The organism is Kitasatospora sp. NPDC058406, from assembly GCF_042722765.1.
Classification (GTDB): domain Bacteria; phylum Actinomycetota; class Actinomycetes; order Streptomycetales; family Streptomycetaceae; genus Kitasatospora.
Window position 1 is genome coordinate 1 of record NZ_JBHXKE010000119.1, and the last position, 18,421, is coordinate 18,421.

Annotated in this window: 14 protein-coding genes; 3 read left to right on the plus strand and 11 right to left on the minus strand. The window is 71.3% G+C overall.

The window, feature by feature from the left end; genetic code table 11:
- Nucleotides 1-65 precede the first annotated feature (65 nt).
- The 8 genes from rodA to ACFWOG_RS23075 form a co-directional block, all read right to left on the minus strand.
- Nucleotides 66-1,265: a rod shape-determining protein RodA gene (gene rodA / locus ACFWOG_RS23040; protein ID WP_329885135.1), complete on the minus strand. Its 1,200-nt coding sequence runs from the start codon at nt 1,263-1,265 to the stop codon at nt 66-68.
- Entirely contained in the window at nt 1,262-3,532 is a 2,271-nt protein-coding gene (mrdA, locus tag ACFWOG_RS23045; RefSeq protein WP_329951475.1) for a penicillin-binding protein 2, read from the minus strand. The genes rodA and mrdA overlap by 4 nt, the downstream gene beginning before the upstream one ends.
- A gap of 60 nt (nt 3,533-3,592) precedes the next feature.
- Nucleotides 3,593-4,237 (minus strand): rod shape-determining protein MreD, encoded by a 645-nt coding sequence (gene mreD / locus ACFWOG_RS23050; protein WP_329885133.1) that lies wholly within the window; start codon nt 4,235-4,237, stop codon nt 3,593-3,595.
- 3 nt (nt 4,238-4,240) lie between these two features.
- Nucleotides 4,241-5,194 carry a rod shape-determining protein MreC gene (gene mreC / locus ACFWOG_RS23055; protein WP_329885132.1) on the minus strand — a complete coding sequence of 318 codons (954 nt, stop codon included), beginning with the start codon at nt 5,192-5,194 and terminating at the stop codon, nt 4,241-4,243.
- A gap of 89 nt (nt 5,195-5,283) precedes the next feature.
- Nucleotides 5,284-6,309 (minus strand): rod shape-determining protein, encoded by a 1,026-nt coding sequence (locus tag ACFWOG_RS23060; RefSeq protein WP_327683829.1) that lies wholly within the window; start codon nt 6,307-6,309, stop codon nt 5,284-5,286.
- 311 nt (nt 6,310-6,620) lie between these two features.
- The gene (gene ndk / locus ACFWOG_RS23065) at nt 6,621-7,034 is read right to left on the minus strand and encodes a nucleoside-diphosphate kinase (RefSeq protein WP_329885131.1); all 414 of its coding nucleotides are present in this window, start codon (nt 7,032-7,034) and stop codon (nt 6,621-6,623) included.
- Nucleotides 7,035-7,149: 115 nt separating this feature from the next.
- Entirely contained in the window at nt 7,150-7,500 is a 351-nt protein-coding gene (locus tag ACFWOG_RS23070; protein ID WP_329951474.1) for a DUF4233 domain-containing protein, read from the minus strand.
- 2 nt (nt 7,501-7,502) lie between these two features.
- A complete protein-coding gene (locus ACFWOG_RS23075; protein WP_380360685.1) occupies nt 7,503-8,894 on the minus strand; it encodes a bifunctional folylpolyglutamate synthase/dihydrofolate synthase in 1,392 nt (463 codons plus the stop codon).
- A gap of 174 nt (nt 8,895-9,068) precedes the next feature.
- Between ACFWOG_RS23075 and ACFWOG_RS23080 the strand changes: the two genes are divergently transcribed.
- The 3 genes from ACFWOG_RS23080 to ACFWOG_RS23090 all read left to right on the plus strand — a co-directional run bounded on the left by ACFWOG_RS23080 (nt 9,069) and on the right by ACFWOG_RS23090 (nt 13,424).
- A complete protein-coding gene (locus ACFWOG_RS23080; protein ID WP_329951472.1) occupies nt 9,069-10,502 on the plus strand; it encodes a glycosyltransferase family 2 protein in 1,434 nt (477 codons plus the stop codon).
- Nucleotides 10,503-10,570: 68 nt separating this feature from the next.
- Nucleotides 10,571-11,731, plus strand: coding sequence for a non-hydrolyzing UDP-N-acetylglucosamine 2-epimerase (gene wecB, locus ACFWOG_RS23085; protein WP_380360687.1), 1,161 nt, complete (start codon nt 10,571-10,573; stop codon nt 11,729-11,731).
- A 160-nt stretch (nt 11,732-11,891) separates the two neighbouring features.
- Complete coding sequence (locus ACFWOG_RS23090) at nt 11,892-13,424, plus strand: chitinase (RefSeq protein WP_380360689.1); 1,533 nt, start codon at nt 11,892-11,894, stop codon at nt 13,422-13,424.
- Nucleotides 13,425-13,455: 31 nt separating this feature from the next.
- On the opposite strand, the gene ACFWOG_RS23095 is transcribed toward ACFWOG_RS23090, so the two are convergent.
- The 3 genes from ACFWOG_RS23095 to clpX all read right to left on the minus strand — a co-directional run bounded on the left by ACFWOG_RS23095 (nt 13,456) and on the right by clpX (nt 18,319).
- Nucleotides 13,456-13,977, minus strand: coding sequence for a hypothetical protein (locus ACFWOG_RS23095; RefSeq protein WP_329951470.1), 522 nt, complete (start codon nt 13,975-13,977; stop codon nt 13,456-13,458).
- Nucleotides 13,978-14,239: 262 nt separating this feature from the next.
- Nucleotides 14,240-16,879: a valine--tRNA ligase gene (locus ACFWOG_RS23100; RefSeq protein WP_329951469.1), complete on the minus strand. Its 2,640-nt coding sequence runs from the start codon at nt 16,877-16,879 to the stop codon at nt 14,240-14,242.
- Between the two features lie 150 nt (nt 16,880-17,029).
- Nucleotides 17,030-18,319, minus strand: a complete 1,290-nt coding sequence (gene clpX / locus ACFWOG_RS23105) for an ATP-dependent Clp protease ATP-binding subunit ClpX (protein WP_329885123.1) — start codon at nt 18,317-18,319, stop codon at nt 17,030-17,032.
- Nucleotides 18,320-18,421: the final 102 nt, after the last annotated feature.

Sequence of the window (18,421 nt, forward strand, 5' to 3'; positions counted from 1 at the left end):
GGCCCGGGATCTCCCCGGACCGGCCCCGCCGTCGGCACGCCGCCCACCCTCCGGCGACGCGCCAATCAGGCCGCTATCGGCCGCTGGCTCTGCACCGCCTGCAACAGTCCGATCGCCACCCAGGTCGAGAACATCGACGACCCTCCGTAGGACACGAACGGCAGCGGGATGCCGGCCACCGGCATGATGCCCAGGCACATCCCTATGTTCTCGAACCCCTGGAAGGCGAACCAGGCGACCACCCCGGCCGCCACGATGGTGCCGTACAGGTCGGTGGCGTGCCGGGCGATCCGGCAGGCCCGCCAGAGCACCACGCCGAGCAGCACGATGATCGCCATCGCCCCGAGGAAGCCCAGCTCCTCGCCGGCCACCGTGAAGACGAAGTCGGTCTGCTGCTCCGGCACGAACTGCCCGGTGGTCTGCGTCCCGTGGAACAGCCCCTTGCCGGTCAGCCCGCCCGAGCCGATCGCGATCCGGGCCTGGGCCGTGTTGTACCCGACGCCGGAGGGGTCGAGCGCCGGGTTGGCGAAGGCCGCGAACCGGTCGATCTGGTACTTGCTCAGCACGCCGAGCTTCCAGATCGCCACACAGCCGCCGACCCCGGTCAGGATCAGCCCGAACACCCAGCGGTTGGCCGCGCCCGAGGCGAGCAGGATGCCGAGCACGATGACGGCCATCACCATCACCGAGCCGGCGTCCGGCATCAGCATCACTATCGCCATCGGCAGCGTCGCCCAGACCAGGCCGCGGAAGACCGCCCGGTTCGCCGGGAACTCCCGCTCCCCCGCGTCCACCTGCTCGGACAGCACGACCGCCATCACCAGCACGATCGCCAGTTTGGCGAACTCGGCCGGCTGTACCGAGAAACCGCCGCCCAGCTGGATCCAGGAGTGCTGGCCGTTGATGGTCGAGCCGAGCGGGCTCAGCGTGGCCAGCAGCAGCACGATGACGCCGACGTACAGGAACGGCACCACCGTCCGGAACCGCCGGCTCCCTATCGCTATCACCACCGCGCACAGCACGGCGCCGATCATGACGTTGGTCAGGTGCCGGTACAGGAAGTACTGCGGGTCCCCGTGGGTGAGCGAGTCCCGCCCGCGGGTGGCCGACCAGACCAGCAGCGAGCTGCCGAGCGAGAGGACCACCGCGGCAAGCAGCAGTATCCAGTCGATCCGCCAGATCGGGGAGTCCTTGGCGAGTGTCCTGGGGACCCCGCGGCGCTGCGGGGCGAGCCGCAGCTGACGGTACGAGCCGTAGGAGCTCATGCCCGGCCCCTTCCGTTGGAGCGGGTGGGTTCGACGGCCGCGACCGCCGCGACCGGTACGACGACCGTCCCGGAGGGCTGCGCCGGGTCCAGGAAGACCCGCGGCGAGCCGCCGGTGACGCCCGGGTCGCCGAACGCGCCGGCGGGGTCCCCGCCGAACGACGCCGGCTTGATGATCGCGGTGCCGTCCGCGTTGAACTTCGGCAGCTCGGCCTGCGGCGTGGCCAGCAGGGCCTTGCCGTTGTCGACGCCGCCCTTGTCGTCGACGCCGTAGAGCGCCTGGTAGATGCGGCGGACCGCGTCACCGGAACCGCCGGAGCCGGTGCCACCCTGGCTTATCGTCATCACGACCGCGTAGTCGCGACTGTAGGTGGTCAGGTACGAGGTGGTCTGCTTGCCCTCGACCTCGGCGGTGCCGGTCTTGGCGTGCAGCTCGATCTTCCCCTGCGGCCAGCCTGCGCCGGTGAACTTCCACGCGGCGGTACCGGTCGAGACGACGCCCTTGGTGGCGTCGTCGATGTACTGCAGCGTCTTCGCGTCGGTCGGCAGCTTGCCGTCCTCGTGCGGGGCGATCTCGCGGACCAGCTCGCCGCTCGGGCTTATCACGGCCTTGGCGACGGTCGGCCGCCACAGCGTGCCGCCGTTGGCCAGCGCCGAGTAGATCCGCGCCATCTGCAGCGGGGTGACGAGGGTGTCGCCCTGCCCGATCGCGTAGTTGACGGCGTCACCGGCACGCAGCACGTAGCCGTCGGCGCAGTTCTCCTTGGCGATCAGGTCGGAGTACTCCTTGCCGCCCTTCTCGGCCTGCTTGCACCAGGCGTCCTTGTTGTTGTCGTAGAAGGACTGCTTCCACTGCCGGTCCGGCACCCGGCCGGTCGCCTCGGAGGGCAGGTCGATGCCGGTCTTGGCGCCGAGGCCGAACTGGTGGGCGGTCTTGTAGAACCAGTCCCCGGTCTCCTTCTTCGGCTTGATGCCGCCGTCGGCCAGCCACTGGTCGTAGGCGAGGCCGTAGAAGACGGTGTCGCAGGAGACCTCCAGCGCCTGGGCCAGCGTGATCGAGCCGTGGCCCTGACTCTCGAAGTTCTTGAACTCGCGGCCGCCGATGGTCATGCTGCTCGGGCAGGCGTAGTTGCCGTTGAGCGCGTAGCCGGCCTGGGCGGCGGCGGCCGTGGAGACCACCTTGAAGGTGGAGCCGGGGGCGGACTGACCCTGTATGGCCCGGTTCAGCAGCGGGTAGTTGGAGTCCTTGTTGGTCAGCCCCTGGTAGTCCTTGCCGGAGATGCCGCCCTGCCAGATGTTCGGGTCGTAGCTCGGGGCACTGGCCATCGCGACGATCCGGCCGGTCTTGACGTCCATCACGACCGCGGCGCCGGAGTCCGCTTCGTAGTTGCGCTTGGTGTTCTTGTCCCAGGTCTTGCGGGCGTCCGCCATCGCCTGCGCCAGGTTGTCCTCGACGACCTTCTGCACCCTGGCGTCGATGCTGGTCACCAGGTTGTCGCCGGTGCGCGGCGGCGCCTTGTCCGCGGTGCCGATCACCCGGCCGAGGTTGTCGACCTCCAGCTTGGTGATGCCGGCGGTGCCGCGCAGGTCGCGGTCGTACACCGACTCCAGCCCGGCCCGGCCGATCTGGTCGGCCGGGAGGTAGCGGTCCAGCCCGGCCTTGTCGGCGGTCTTGGAGACCTCCTCGTCGGTGACCGGCGAGAGGTACCCGAGCACCTGGGCCATGTTGGCGCCCTCGACGCCGGTGTAGTGGCGTACGGCGGTGGGCTGCGCGGTGACCCCGGGGAAGTCCTCGCGGCGTTCCATTATCTGCATCGCCTGCTGGGTGGTCGCCTCCTTGGTGACCGGGATCGGCTGGTAGGGCGATCCGTTCCAGCAGGGCTGCGGGGTCTTGGCGTCACAGAGCCGGGCCTTCTCCTGGACGTCCTTGGCCGGCATCCCGAGCACCTCGGCGAGCCGGGTCAGCACCGCCTTGCCGCCGTCCTTCTGCTGGAGCAGCGAGGTGCGGCTGACGGAGACCACCAGCTTGGTCTCGTTGCCCGCGAGGATGCGGCCGGAGGCGTCCAGGATCTCACCGCGGACGGCCGGTTCGACGACCTCGCGGATGTGGTTGCCGGTCGCCTTGGCCGTGTACTCCTTGGCGTTGCGGATCTGGAGGTACCAGAGCCGTCCGCCGAGGGTGGCGAGCAGCGACAGCACCAGGATCTGCAGCACCACCAGACGGATCGTCACCCGCCGGGTTCGGCCGGTCTCGGGGATGTTGCTCACGTCTCGTGCGCTCCAGGAAATCGCGAGGGCGGTCTGGTCGGATCGGGGGCCGGGGCCGGACTACGGGCGCTTGCCCGCGCCGAGCAGGCGCTTCTTCTTGTACATCGGGCGGGACGCGGCGTCGCGGGTGGTGCGGTAGCGGGCCAGGGTGCCCAGACCCGGGCCGCCCTCGTCGTCGCCGGGGCCCGCGGCGGCCACCGGGTCCTTGCCGAAGCGGCGGCCGAGCACCATCACGACGGGCACCACGAACGGGGCCAGCAGCAGGTCGTAGAGCATCGCGGTCAGCACCAGCGAGCCGAGCCCGACGTGCCGGGCGGCCGTGTCGCCGACCAGGGCGCCGACCATCGCGTACAGCAGGGTGGAGGCGATCGCGGCGACGGAGACCACGAGCAGCGCGCTGGAGACCGAGCGCTGGCGGCCGTGCTCGGGGCGGAGCAGCCCGGCGGCGTAGCCCATCAGGCAGAGCACCAGCGCGTACCGGCCGATGGCGTGGTCGGAGGGCGGTGCGACGTCGGCGAGCAGGCCGGCCGCGAAGCCGACCAGGCAGCCGCCGGTCGGCCCGTAGACCATGGCCAGGCCGACCACGACGAGCAGCAGTATGTCCGGGGTGGCCCCCGGGAGTTGCAGCCGGCCGAAGACGCTGACCTGGAGGATCAGGCCGAGCAGGATCAGGGCGGCGGAGACGGGGATGCGGGCGAGGCGCATGGCTCAGTTCCCCCCATTGGGCTTGGCGGGCGGGACGGCGGCCTGGGCCGCGGGGGCGGCGGGCGCCGCCGGGGCCTGGCCCTGACCGGCCGCCGCGGGGGCGGGCGGCAGGACGGCGTCCCGCGGGTCGGTGCGCGGCGGGACGACGACGACGCCGACCAGGTCGAGCCGGGTGAACTGGACGAACGGCTCGACCAGGACGGTCTTGGTGAGCTGACCGGGGTTGGCCTCGACCTGGACCACCTTGCCGACCGGGACGCCGGGCACGAACGGGCGGCCGCTCTGCGAGCCGAAGGTGACCAGCCGGTCGCCCTCCTTCACCTGGGCCTTGCCGTTGAGCAGCGAGACCTTCATGGCGCTGCTGCCGCCGCCGGAGGCGAAGCCGATCTCGCCGGTGCCCTCCAGCCGGGTGCCGGCGGAGAAGCCGGGGTCGGAGGCGAGCAGCACGGTGGCGGTGGTCGGGGCGACGGTGGTGATCCGGCCGACCAGGCCCTGCCCGTTGACCACGGTCATGTCCCGGGTGAGCCCGTCGTCGCTGCCGGCGTCGATGGTGATGGTCCAGGAGAAGCCCTGGGCCGGGCCGATCGCGATGGTCTGGGCGGCCTTGACGGTGTATCCGCCGGCGCCGGCCGTGCGCAGCAGGTCGTCGAGCTGCTGGGTGCGCCCGCCGGCCATGTCGGAGGAGGCCAGCTTCTGCCGCAGTTCGGTGTTCTCGCGGGCGAGCTGGTCGGTGCGGCCGCTGTGGGCCGCGGCGTCGCGGAAGGCCCGGACGGTGTCGGCGACCGGGTCGACGGCGGTGGCGGCGCCCCGTTCGACGGGTCCGAGGACGGAGGCCGCGGCTCGCCGGGCCCCGCCGAGCGGGGAGCTCTCACCGCCCTTGATGTCGACGGTGATCAACGCGAAGGCGACGGCCACCAGCAGGATGAGCAGCAGCCGGCTCTCTCGTGTGTCCCTCACGGTGCTGGTGCTGCCCCTTCGTACCTGGCCCCTCCGCCCGGGCTGTGGACCCGGGCGGGGACCCGCTCAGTTCGGACGTTTCGGTTCTGTTAGCGGCGCGGTGCGGCGTCGAGCACCTGCTGGAGTGCCTCGAACTCCTCGACGCACTTGCCGGATCCGAGCGCGACGGAGTCCAGCGGGTTCTCGGCGATGTGGATCGGCATGCCGGTCTCCCGGCGCAGCCGCTCGTCCAGGCCGCGGAGCAGGGCGCCGCCGCCGGTGAGCACGATGCCCCGGTCCATGACGTCGCCGGCCAGCTCGGGCGGGCACTGGTCGAGGGTGGTCTTCACCGCGTCGATGATCGAGTTGACCGGCTCGTCGATGGCCTCGCGGACCTCGGCGGCGGAGATGACGACGGTCTTGGGCAGGCCGCTGACCAGGTCGCGGCCGCGGATCTCGGCGTGCTCGTCCTTCTCGCCCTCCAGGCCGAAGGCGGAGCCGATGCTCATCTTGATCTGCTCGGCGCTGCGCTCGCCCAGGAGCAGCGAGTACTCCTTCTTGATGTGCTGGACGATGGCGTTGTCCAGCTCGTCGCCGGCCACCCGGATGGACTGCGCGGTGACGATGCCGCCGAGCGAGATGACGGCGACCTCGGTCGTGCCGCCGCCGATGTCGACGACCATGTTGCCGGTGGGCTCGTGGACCGGGAGACCGGCGCCGATCGCGGCGGCCATCGGTTCCTCGATGATGTGCACCTGGCGGCAGCCGGCCTGCAGGGAGGCCTCGATGACGGCGCGGCGCTCGACCCCGGTGATGCCGGAGGGCACGCACACGACGACGCGGGGGCGGGCGAGGAAGCGGCGGCGGTGGATCTTGAGGATGAAGTAGCGGAGCATCCGCTCGGTGATCTCGAAGTCGGCGATCACGCCGTCCTTGAGCGGGCGGATGGCCACGATGTTGCCCGGGGTGCGTCCGATCATCTTCTTGGCCTCGGAACCGACGGCCAGGATTCCCCCGGTGTTGGTGTTGACCGCTACCACCGACGGCTCGTTGAGGACGATCCCCTTGCCCCTGACGTACACCAGCGTGTTGGCAGTTCCGAGGTCGATCGCCAAGTCGCGGCCGATGAACGACAGGTTGCTCGCCATGGGGTGTGGGTGCCTTCCCGGGCTCGGTGTCATGGAGGTGGACGGAATGCGCGCGCCCACGCTTGGGCGGAGACCAGCTGAGCTGCCTTACCGGGCCCTTGAGTCGCGTCCATCGTAGTCACGCCGGCCGGCACGGACGTCGACGTGGGGCGTACCGTCCATTGTCCGGAGCGTGATCGCTTCTCCGGGCATTGGGACGCCGTGTCGGCCCCCCTGGTTCCCTATTTCCCGATAAGAATGCCCCGGCCGGGCCAATGGTCCCGACCGGGGCACCCGAAGGTCCCTGGCGCCCGTCCGGATCAGGCGTGGGCCGGGAAGAAGATCTTGATCTCGCGCTCCGCGGACTCGGACGAGTCGGAGGCGTGGATCAGGTTCTCGCGGGTGATGGTCGCGTAGTCGCCCCGGATGGTGCCGGCCCCGGCCTCCAGCGGGTTGGTGGCGCCGGCCAGCATGCGGATGCCGGCGACGACCTCCTCGCCCTCGACGATCAGGGCGAGGGACGGGCCGGAGGTCATGAACTCCAGGAGCGGCTCGTAGAACGGGCGGCCGACGTGCTCCGCGTAGTGCTGCTCCAGCGTCGCCCGGTCGAACGTGCGCAGCTCGACGGCGGCGAGGCGCCAGCCGGCCTTGCGCTCGATGCGGCTGATGATCTCGCCGGTCAGGCCTCGCTTGACGGCGTCGGGCTTGAGCAGGACGAGAGTGCGCTGGGACACGGTGCGTCTCCTGGGGAAATCGGTACGGATCGCACGCCGTTCGACGTGCGGAGTGCGACTACCGCAGAGGTTACCTTGCGTGAGCGAATGCCCGGCCGCCCGTCGGAGGTCCGGTCTAGGCCGCCGGCGCCGGTTCGGCGGCGGCGGTCCGGGCGGCCTTGATCTCGTCGATCTTCCGGCCGTAGTGCACCGAGCACCACCAGAGGCCGGCGAAGACGAGGCCGAGGCCGAACATGGTCGGCAGGACGAAGCCGCTCGCGATGAGCCCGACCTGGAGCGCCCAGCCGACGGCGACCGCGCCGGGCCTGTTGATCATGCCGCAGAGCAGCACGCAGAGGGCCATCGCGATGCCGCTGACGGTCCAGACGGTGCCCGCGGGGACGTCCGAGAGCTGCATCGCCACCAGACCGGCGAACATGATCAGCAGTGCCTCGCCGATCAGCGTCGAGGAACAGAGCGTCCTCATCGTCACTTCCTCCCGAGCAGCAGGCGGGCCTCGCCCACCGTGATGACCGAACCGGTGACCAGCACCCCGGCGCCGCCGAGGTCGCCCTCCTCCTCGGCGAGGGTGACGGCGGCGGCGATGGCGTCGTCGAGCCGGGGCTCGACCTGGACGCGGTCCTCGCCGAAGATGTCGACCGCGAGCGCGGCCAGCGCGTCCACGTCCATCGCGCGGTGGGTGGAGTTCCGGGTGATGACGACCTCGGCCAGGAGCGGCTCGAAGACCTCCAGCAGACCGGCCACGTCCTTGTCGCCGCTGGTGCCGATCACGCCGACCAGCCGGGTGAATCCGAAGGACTCGCCGATCGCGGTGACCGCCGCCTGGGCGCCGTGCGGGTTGTGCGCGGCGTCCAGGAGGATCGTCGGGCTGCGGCGGACGATCTCCAGGCGGCCCGGCGAGTCGACGCCGGAGAACGCCTGCCGCACCTTGTCCACGTCCAGCTTCCCGCCGCGGGCACCGCCGACGCCGAAGAAGGCCTCGACCGTCGCCAGGGCCAGCGCCGCGTTCTGCGCCTGGTGGCCGCCGTGCAGCGGGAGGAAGACGTCCTCGTACTCCTCGCCGCCGAGGCCGCGCAGGGTGACGAGCTGGCCGCCGACCGCGACCTCACGGCGGATCACGCCGAACTCCATGCCCTCGCGGGCCACCGTGGCGTCGACCTCGACGGCGCGCCGCAGGATGGTCTCGGCGGCGTCGAGCTGCTGGTGGGCGACGATCGCGATGGCGTCGGGCTTGATGATCCCGGACTTCTCCACCGCGATCTCGCCGGTGGTCTCGCCCAGCTTGTCGGTGTGGTCCAGGCCGATCGGGGTGATCACCGCGACGGCGGCGTCGATGACGTTGGTGGCGTCCCAGGAGCCGCCCATGCCGACCTCGACGATGCCGACGTCCACCGGTGCGTCGGCGAAGGCGGCGTAGGCCATGCCGGTCAGCACCTCGAAGAAGGACATCGCGACCGGCTGGCGCTCGTCGACCATCCGCACGTAGGGCTCGATGTCGCGGTAGACCTCGACGAACCGCTCGGGGGTGATCGGGGCGCCGTCCAGGGTGATCCGCTCGGTGACGCTCTCCACGTGCGGGCTGGTGTAGCGGCCGGTGCGCAGCTCGAAGGCGTTGAGCAGCTGCTCGACCATCCGGGCGGTGGAGGTCTTGCCGTTGGTGCCGGTGATGTGGATGGAGGGGAAGGACCGCTGGGGCTGGCCCAGGATGTCCATCAGCGCCTCGATCCGGTCGAGCGATGGCTCCAGCTTGTTCTCCGGCCAGCGCTCGGAGAGTTCCACCTCGACGTCGTGCAGGGCGTCGCCGGCGGCGCCGTCGGCGGGACGGAGGGTGTACGGGTTCGGGTCGGCCTTGTCGCTCACGTCCACAGTCTACGGAGCTGCGCCGGGCGCTCCCGACGGGGTGAGAACGACCACTTTGCCCCGGGTTGGCCGTTTCCCGCGTTTACTATCGATTTAGCGACATCAGGCCGCAATGGAGCAGCGATTCGCGCGTCAAGGAGACATATCGCCTTTGATCACGAGGAGCACAGCGCCTTGCCCGACACCCTGCGCAGTTTTGTCGAGCTCCGCCGGGACAGCATCGTCTGGATCGCCGGACTGATCTCGCTGGCCCTGCTGGTCTACATGGCCCTCGTCTTCGGGCGCTTCCTCCTCTACTGGGCCGGCTCCCGGCACGCCTTCCGGCACAACTCCGCCGCCGAGCCCGGCGACCCCTCCGCCTTCCAGTGGCACCTGATGGTCCCGTGCCGCGACGAGGAGGCCGTGATCGCCCAGACCCTCGCCGGCCTGCGGGCCGTCGCCCCGGCCGCCCACCTCTGGGTGATCGACGACGACAGCGAGGACGCCACCCGCGAGCTGGTGCTGGCCGCCGCCGCGCACGACGACCGGATCCACCTCGTCCAGCGCCGCCGCCCGCACGCCCGGATCGGCAAGGGCGCCGCCCTCAACGCCGCCTACCGGGAGATCTCCGACCGCCTGCCGGCCGGCACCGACCGCTCCCGGGTCGTGCTCGGCGTGGTCGACGCCGACGGGCAGCTCGACCACGGCACCCTCGAACAGGTCTGCAACGACCGCGCACTCGGCCGCCCCGACACCGGCGCCGTGCAGATCGGCGTCCGGATGCGCAACGCCGACGACGAGCTGCCGCTGCCCGGCCGCGGCCGGCTCGCCAACGCGTTCGCCCGCGCCCTGGTCCGGATGCAGGACGTCGAGTTCCAGGCCAACAACGCCGGTATGCAGATGCTGCGCCGCCGCACCGGAAGCGTCGGCCTCGGCGGCAACGGCCAGTTCGTCCGGCTCACCGCCCTCGACACGCTGACCGCCGAGGAGGGCCGCGCGGGCCGGCCGTGGCCGGAGCGCGCCCTGCTGGAGGACTACGAGTCCGGCCTGGACCTGCGGCTGGCCGGCTGGCGGCTCACCCACGTCACCGAGGCCGCCGTCTCCCAGGAGGCCCTGGTCTCCTACCGGCGCTTCCTCACCCAGCGCACCCGCTGGGCCCAGGGCAACATGCAGTGCCTGCGCTACACCGGCCGGGTCCTGCGCTCCCCGCACTACCGGCCCGCCGGCAAGGCCGAGGTGCTCTACACCTTCCTCCAGCCCGTGGTCTGCGTGCTGCTGGTCGTGCTCACCCCGGTGTCGATCGCGATCACCACGGCGGGCCTCGTGCTCTTCCCCGAGGAGACCGCCGAGTTCCAGCTCCGCTTCGGCCCCTGGATGGTGCTCGCCTTCGTACTGGCCACCCTGCCGATGCTCTTCTGGGGCTTCGCCTACCGCCGGCTCGTCCACCCCGACCGCAGCCGGCTCACCGGTCTGCTCTGGGGCGTCCTGGTCTGGCTCTACGCCTACCACCTGTTCGCGGTCGCGGCCCGGGCCGCCGTCCGGGTGCTGCTCGGCCGCAACGGCTGGGCCAAGACCAGGCGCAACGCGGAGAAGGTCGCGCTCGGCGCGCCCACCGCCCTCGAATCCTGACCCCGGCCGCCGACCCGACCGCTCGCCCGGCCCGACCGCCCGCCCGGCCCGACCCCGGAGTTCCCGTCATGTCCTCGTGCCTCCCGCCGAATCCCGCCGCCCGCCCGCTCGCCCCCGGCAGCGTCGCCGTCGTCCTCGGCACCCGCCCCGAGCTGGTCAAGCTCGCCCCGCTGATCCACGAGCTCGGGCCGGCGACCCGGCTGGTCCACACCGGCCAGCACTGGGACGAGGCGATGTCCGGCCGCTTCCTGCGCGACCTCGGCCTGCCCCGCCCCGAACTGCTCACCGGGGTCGGCGGCCGTCCGCGCGCCGGGCAGATCGCCCAGTCCCTCGGCCAGCTCGACGCCGCCTTCGCCGAGGACCGTCCGGCCGCCGTCGTCGTCCAGGGCGACACCAACGCCACCCTGGCCGGCGCGCTCGCCGCCAACGCCCGGGAGATCCCGCTGGTCCACGTCGAGGCCGGGCTGCGCAGCTTCGACCGGGCGATGCCCGAGGAGCACAACCGGGTGATGGTCGACCACGTCTCCGACCTGCTCTGCGCCGCCACCACCGACAACGCCGCCAACCTGCGCGCCGAGTCACTGGCCGAGGAGCGGATCGCCCTCACCGGCAACACCGTCGTCGAGGTGGTCCGCCGTCAGCTGCCCGACGCCGGGACCCGGGCCGCGCTGCTCGCCAGGCACGGGGTCGAGGAGGACGGCTACGTGCTGGCCACCGTGCACCGGCCGGAGAACACCGACACCGCCGGGGCGCTCGGCGCCGTCCTCGGGGAGCTGGACCGGATCGCCCGGGCCGGGACCCCGGTGCTGTTCCCGATGCACCCGCGCACCCGCGCCGCCGTCGAGCGGTTCGGGCTGGACGCCCTGCTGGAGCGACTGGCCGTCACCGGACCGGTCGGCTACGGCGACTTCCTGGGTCTGGCCCGGCACGCCGCGCTGCTGGTCTCCGACTCCGGCGGGGTGCAGGAGGAGTGCACCGTGCTCGGCCGCCCGCTGCTGGTCGTCCGCCGCTCCACCGAACGGCCGGAGGCGGTCGACGCCGGCTTCGCCGCGCTGGTGCGGCCGGGCGAGGAGCTCGGCGGCGCGGCCCGCGCCTGGCTGGCCGACACCCCCGAGCGGCTCGCCCGGCTGGCGGCCACTCCCAGCCCCTACGGCGACGGACTCGCCTCGACCCGGATCGCCGGGCTGACCGCGCGGCTGGCATCGCCGCAGGTCGCGGCCGCCGCCTGACCGTCCTCTTGACAGGCGGATTGGTCTACTCCACCTTGTGAGGCAAGTCTCCTTCCCCGACAGGGACTTGAGTTGTCGGTAGCTCCCACACGCGCACCATCGACACCCGGACGGCTCTCCCCCACAGGAGCCGACGGCCTCCCCCACAGGAGATGGAGTCATGCCACTTGCCCGACACCGGCGCCCACGCGCCGTGTATTCCCTGCTCGCCGGCGCCAGCGCGATCGCGGTGGGCCTGAGCGGACTGGTCCTCGCCGGCGGCACCGGTGCGCACGCCGCCGCCGACGCCGCCGAACTGATCACCAACGGCGGCTTCGAGGACGCCAACCACCTCGGTGGCTGGACCTGTTCCTCCGGCGCGACGGAGACCGCCACCGTGCACTCCGGCTCGGCCGCACTGCGCTCCACCCCGGGCAACAGCGCCACCGGCGAGTGCAGCCAGACCGTCACCGTGAAGCCCTCCTCGACGTACACCCTGAGCAGTTGGGTCCAGGGCTCGTACATCTACCTGGGCGCCCGCGGCACCGGCGGCACCGACCCGAGCACCTGGACCCCCGGCGGCACCGGCTGGTCCAAGCTCAGCACCACCTTCACCACCGGGGCCGGCACCACCAGCGTCACCGTCTACCTGCACGGCTGGTACGGGCAGCCGGCGTTCCTGGCCGACGACGTCTCACTGCTCGGCCCCGGCGACCCCAAGCCCACTCCCACCCCCACCACGGCGAGCCCGACCCCGACGCCGACCGAGACGCCGACACCGACCGAGACGCCGACGCCCACCGTCACACCCACCCGGCCCGGGCCCAAGCACCTGCTGACCGGCTACTGGCAGAACTTCGACAACAACGCCACCGTGCAGCGGATCAGTGACGTCCCGGCCGCGTACGACATCATCGCGGTCTCCTTCGCCGACGCCACCAGCACGCCCGGCGGGCTCAGCTTCACCCTGGACCCGGTCCTCTCCTCCAGGCTCGGGGGCTACACCGAGGCCCAGTTCAAGGCCGACATCGCGGCCAAGAAGGCGGCCGGCAAGAAGGTGATCCTCTCGGTCGGCGGCGAGAAGGGCACGGTCTCGGTCAACAGCGCCGCGTCCGCGACCAACTTCTCCAACACCGCCTGGTCGCTGATGCAGACCTACGGCTTCGACGGCGTCGACATCGACCTGGAGAACGGCGTCAGCGCCACCTACATGGGCCAGGCCCTGCACAGCCTGGCGGCGAAGGCCGGCAAGGGCTTCGTGCTCACCATGGCGCCGCAGACCATCGACATGCAGTCGACCGGGATGGAGTACTTCAAGCTGGCGCTGAACGTGAAGGACATCCTCACCATCGTCAACATGCAGTACTACAACTCCGGCGCCATGCTCGGCTGCGACGGCCAGGTCTACTCGCAGGGGAGCGTCAACTTCCTCACCGCACTGGCCTGCATCCAGCTCAAGGGCGGGCTGCGGCCCGACCAGGTGGGGCTCGGCGTCCCCGCGTCCACCAGCGCGGCCGGCGGCGGGTACGTCAGCCCGAGCGTGGTCAACAACGCGCTGGACTGCCTGGCCGCCGGCACCGGCTGCGGCACCTTCAAGCCCGACACCAAGTGGCCCGGGATCGGCGGGGCCATGACCTGGTCGACCAACTGGGACGCCAAGGCGGGCGGCGGAATCGCCTCCACCGTCGGCTCGCACCTGCACGCGATGCCGTAACCTGCCCCGTCCGGCGGGCCCGGGCCGGGGTTCAGCCCCCGGCCCGGGCCTCCGGGATCTCGGCGCCGCCGTGCCGGCGCCGCAGCTCGGCGGTGATCTCGGCCAGCTCGCCCTCCGGCAGCAGCGGCAGCATCATCGCGACGCCCTGGAGCAGGCCGCCGAGCAGGAACGTGGTGTCCGGGGTCGCCGCGACCAGGCCGCGGACCTCGGCCACCTCACCGGCCGCGACCGCCTCGATCAGCCGGGCCGCGTCCACGCTCTCCTCGTCGACCTCCACCGCGCCGGTGTCCCGCGGCGCCCGCCGGGCCATCGCGCGCAGCACCCGGTCACCGACCTCGGGCGCGTAGGCCTTGCGGACGGCCTCGGCGGCGATCCAGGCGAGCAGGGTGGTCACCTCGCGCTCGGCCTGCTGCTCGAACAGCCGGTCCAGCGCGTGGTCGAACGCGAGCTGGTTCCCGTGCCGGAACGCGAGCAGCAGCACCGCCGCCCTCGCCTTGGCCTCCTCGACCACCTCGGCAGGCAGTTCGTCGACCAACTCCTCGGTCACCACCACGCCACACCCTCCCGTCGCTCCTCGGCTCTGCGGAACTCGAAGCACACCGTACACATCCCACCTGCCAACTTCCGCGAACGCGCGCGGGCAAGAGCGGAATGAATTCGGGCGGAAAGGGACCTCACCCGGTCCAGGATGAATATTCGCCGGAAGGGAGCAAGGGGATTGGGCTATTGGGACGCACGATTACCCGACGTCCGGAAAAACGGAGGAGCCGCACCCCGCGTCGGCGGGGCACGGCTCCTCGGGATCCGCGTCCGGATCAGCCCTGCGGCAGCGCCGCGAGCTGGGCGGTGATCCGGGCGATGTCGGCCCCGGCGGCCTCCTGCCGGACCCGGATCTTGGCGACGACGTCGTCCGGCGCCTTGGCGAGGAACGCCTCGTTGCCGAGCTTGGCGCCCGTCTGGGCCTTCTCCTTCTCGGCGGCCGCGAGGTCCTTGGCGAGGCGCTTGCGCTCCGCCGCGACGTCGATGGTGCCGGACAGGTCGAGCGCCACGGTGGCGCCGGCGACCGGGAGCGAGGCGGTGGCCGCGAAGCCCTCCTCCGGGACGGTCAGCCGCAGCAGCGCCCGGATCGCGTCCTCGTGGACGGCGAGCACGGTGCCCTCCAGGTCCAGCCGGGCCGGGACCCGCTGCGCCGGCTGGAGGCCCTGGTCCGAACGGAAGCGACGGACCTCGGTGACCACCTGCTGGAGCGTGGCGACCTCGGCCTCGGCCCCGGCGTCACGGAAACCGGCGTCCTTCGGCCACTCGGTGACGACCAGCGACTCGGCCCCGGTGAGCGTCGTCCAGAGCGCCTCGGTGACGAACGGGACGATCGGGTGGAGCAGCCGCAGCGTGACGTCCAGGACCTCGCCGAGCACCCGGCGCGAGGCGTCGGCCTGCGCGCCGCCCTTGGCCAGGGTGGTCTTCGAGAGCTCGACGTACCAGTCGAAGACCTCGTCCCAGGCGAAGTGGTAGAGCGCGTCCGAGGCCTTCGCGAACTCGTAGTCGTCGTAGAGCGCGTCGACCTCGGCCACGGTCGCGTTGAGCCGCGAGAGGATCCAGCGGTCGACCGAGGTCAGCTCCTCCGGCGCGGGCAGCGGGCCCTCGACGGTGGCGCCGTTCATCAGCGCGAAGCGGGTCGCGTTCCAGATCTTGTTGCAGAAGTTCCGCGAGCCCTTGACCCAGTCCTCGCCGATCGGCACGTCGGCGCCCGGGTTGGCGCCGCGCGCGAGGGTGAAGCGGACGGCATCGGCGCCGTAGGCGTCCATCCAGTCCAGCGGGTCGACGGCGGTGCCGGACGACTTCGACATCTTCTTGCCGAACTCGTCACGGACCAGGCCGGTCAGGGCGACCGTCTTGAACGGCGCCTGGCCGTCCATCGCGTACAGGCCGAACATCATCATCCGGGCGACCCAGAAGAAGATGATGTCGTGGCCGGTGACCAGGACGTCGGTGGAGTAGAACTTCTCCAGGTCCGGGGTCTGCTCCGGCCAGCCGAGCGTCGAGAACGGCCAGAGACCGGAGGAGAACCAGGTGTCCAGGACGTCCGGGTCCTGGTGCCAGCCCTCGCCGGTCGGCGGCTCCTCGTCCGGTCCGACGCAGACGACCTCGCCGTCCGGGCCGTACCAGACCGGGATCCGGTGGCCCCACCAGAGCTGGCGCGAGATGCACCAGTCGTACATGTTGTCGACCCAGTCGAAGTAGCGGCGCTCCAGCTCCTTCGGGTGGATCTCCACCTTGCCGTCACGGACCGCGTCGCCGGCGGCCTGGGCCAGCGGGGCGACCTTGACCCACCACTGCAGCGACAGCCGCGGCTCGACCACGGTGTGGCAGCGCGAGCAGTGGCCGACGGCGTGCATGTACGGGCGCTTCTCGGCGACGATCCGGCCCTGCTCGCGCAGCGCGCCGACGACGGCCGAGCGGGCCTCCAGACGGTCCAGACCGAGGAAGGGGCCGTGCACGGTGATCGCGCCGCGCTCGTCCATGATGCTCAGGTTCGGCAGGTCGTGGCGCTGGCCGATGGCGAAGTCGTTCGGGTCGTGCGCCGGGGTCACCTTGACCGCACCGGTGCCGAACTCCGGGTCGACGTGCTCGTCGGCGACGACCGGGATCTCCCGGTCGGTGAGCGGCAGCTTGATGGTGCGGCCCACCAGGTGCCTGTACCGCTCGTCCTCCGGGTGGACCGCGACGGCGGTGTCACCCAGCATCGTCTCGGCCCGCGTGGTGGCGACGACGATCGAGTCCGCGCCGTCCCCGTAGCGGATCGAGACCAGCTCGCCGGGGACCTCCTCGTGCTCGACCTCGATGTCGGAGAGCGCGGTGAGACAGCGCGGGCACCAGTTGATGATGCGCTCGGCGCGGTAGATCAGGCCGTCGTCGAACAGCCGCTTGAAGATGGTCTGGACGGCCTGCGACAGGCCCTCGTCCATGGTGAACCGCTCGCGCGACCAGTCCACGCCGTCACCGAGACGGCGCATCTGGCCGAGGATCCGGCCGCCGTAGTTCTCCTTCCACTCCCAGACCTTCTCGACGAAGGCCTCGCGGCCCAGGTCGTGCCGGGAGAGGCCGGACTCGGCGAGCTGCTGCTCCACCTTGTTCTGGGTGGCGATGCCGGCGTGGTCCATGCCGGGCAGCCAGAGGACCTCGAAACCCTGCATGCGCTTGCGCCGGGTCAGCGTGTCCATCAGCGTGTGCTGGAACGCGTGGCCCAGGTGCAGCGCACCGGTGACGTTCGGCGGGGGGATGACGATCGTGTACGGGGGCTTGTCGCTCTTGGCGTCGGCGGTGAAGTAACCGCGCTCTACCCAGCGCTCGTACAGCTCGCCCTCTACGTCCGCCGGAGCGTAGGTCGTCGGGAGGGTGGCTGCTTCGTCCCCGGCGGGCGTACTCGCGGGGCGCTGGTTCGTGGTGTCGGTCACGACGGACAGTTTACGTAGTCCGGGAACCGGGTTACGAACCGCTTTCCCCCGGGGGCGCCGGGACGGGCCCCCGGAGCGGCCCGGACCGCACGGCGGGGGCCCCGGAACCGTGAACGGTTCCGGGGCCCCCGGCCGACGACGTGCGGCAGGTCAGGCGCTCTTGTCGCGCCGCTCCCGCTTGATCATGTCGCGCGGCACCAGGGTGGGGATGGCGTGCTTGGAGACGACGTCCCCGGTCACCACCACGCGGGCGACGTCCTGACGCGAGGGGACCTCGTACATCACGGACATCAGCACCTCCTCCATGATGGCCCGCAGACCGCGCGCGCCGGTGCCGCGCAGGATCGCCTGGTCGGCGATCGCCTCCAGCGCGTCCCGGGAGAACTCCAGCTCCACGCCGTCCAGTTCGAAGAGCTTCCGGTACTGCTTGACCAGCGCGTTCTTCGGCTCGGTGAGGATCTGCAGGAGCGCCTCGCGGTCCAGGTTGTGCACGCTGGTGATCACCGGGAGGCGGCCGATGAACTCGGGGATCATGCCGAACTTGACCAGGTCCTCCGGCATCACCTGACGGAAGTGGTCGCTCGAGTCCACCTCGCGCTTGGAGCGGATGGTGGCGCCGAAGCCGATGCCCTTGGCACCCGCCCGGCCCTCGATGATCCGCTCCAGGCCGGCGAACGCGCCACCCACGATGAACAGCACGTTGGTGGTGTCGATCTGGATGAACTCCTGGTGCGGGTGCTTGCGGCCCCCCTGCGGCGGCACCGAGGCGGTGGTGCCCTCCAGGATCTTCAGCAGCGCCTGCTGCACGCCCTCGCCGGAGACGTCACGGGTGATCGACGGGTTCTCGCTCTTTCGGGCGACCTTGTCGATCTCGTCGATGTAGATGATCCCGGTCTCGGCCTTCTTGACGTCGTAGTCCGCCGCCTGGATCAGCTTCAGCAGGATGTTCTCGACGTCCTCGCCGACGTACCCGGCCTCGGTCAGCGCGGTGGCGTCGGCGATCGCGAACGGCACGTTCAGCATCCGGGCCAGGGTCTGCGCCAGCAGCGTCTTGCCGGAGCCGGTCGGCCCGAGCAGCAGGATGTTGGACTTGGCCAGCTCGATGGCGTCCTCGCGGCCGTTGCCGCCGCTGCGGCCGGCCTCACCCGCCTGGACCCGCTTGTAGTGGTTGTAGACGGCCACCGACAGCGCCTTCTTGGCGAGGTCCTGGCCGACCACGTACTGGTCCAGGAACTCGTAGATCTCGCGTGGCTTCGGCAGTTCCTCGAAGCGCACCTCGGAGGTCTCGGCGAGCTCCTCCTCGATGATCTCGTTGCACAAGTCGATGCACTCGTCGCAGATGTACACGCCTGGGCCGGCGATCAGCTTCTTCACCTGCTTCTGCGACTTGCCGCAGAACGAGCACTTGAGCAGGTCGCCACCGTCTCCGATGCGTGCCACGAGGTGCTTCCCCTTCGCCAGGGGCCCCGCGGGGGTTCCGGGGCCTGGTGCTGTGGACCGTCGACGCCGACGGCGAATCGGTCTCGCTATCCGACGGTACTC